The organism is Paracoccus halophilus, from assembly GCF_000763905.1.
GTDB lineage: Bacteria > Pseudomonadota > Alphaproteobacteria > Rhodobacterales > Rhodobacteraceae > Paracoccus > Paracoccus halophilus.
Genome location: NZ_JRKN01000103.1, coordinates 1 through 686, shown reverse-complemented (window position 1 = coordinate 686; position 686 = coordinate 1). Strand labels below are relative to the sequence as shown.

The following is a 686-nucleotide window of genomic DNA, read 5'->3' as shown; positions in this document are numbered from 1 at the left end:
TGACAGACAAGGGGATAAAGGTCTGCATCCCCGGCCGGAAATCCCGTAAGGAGGCAGTCAAATATGACAAGCGCCGATACAAACGCCGCAACCGCATCGAAATCATGTTTGGACGCTTGAAGGACTGGAGACGCGTGGCAACCCGTTACGACAGATGCCCGGAAACCTTCTTCTCGGCCATCGCTCTCGCCGCAACTGTCCTCTTCTGGCTATGAAAGTTAACGAGTCTGGAGCCTAGACTGGAAGGATGCGCTATGGGACAAATTCGTCACGGCAGCGCCACGACGACGCACGCTGTCCGAGCAGCAATAATGAGGGCCTGCCCGTCATCGGTCCAAGGGCTGGCCCGAATGATCGCAAACTTCGCTCGCGCAGCTGAGCCGGGAGTTGGGCATCAACCCCAAGACCGTTGCGAAGTGGCGCAAACGCGCGACGGTCGAGGATATGAAGACCGGGCCATCGAAACCGCGCTCTACGATCCTGTCTGAGGATGAAGAGGCGGCGATCGTTGCCTTCCGGCGCCATACACTTCTGCCATTGGACGACTGCCTTTACGCCTTGCAGCCGTCCATCCCGCACCTGACGCGATCTGCGCTGCACCGCTGTCTGCAGCGACATGGCATCTCGCGTCTGCCTGATATGGAAGGCGACAAGCCGAAGCGGTCGAAGTTCAAACGCTACCCCAT

General features: G+C 58.7%; 1 protein-coding gene and 1 pseudogene. Both read left to right on the top strand.

Features of this window, described 5'->3' with window-relative positions; genetic code table 11:
- A partial coding sequence (locus IT41_RS20475; protein WP_156116981.1) for a transposase occupies positions 1-215 on the top strand: 215 nt, incomplete at its 5' end.
- A gap of 39 nt (positions 216-254) precedes the next feature.
- Positions 255-686 (top strand): annotated as a pseudogene (locus IT41_RS19260) (transposase family protein); the annotation flags it as partial.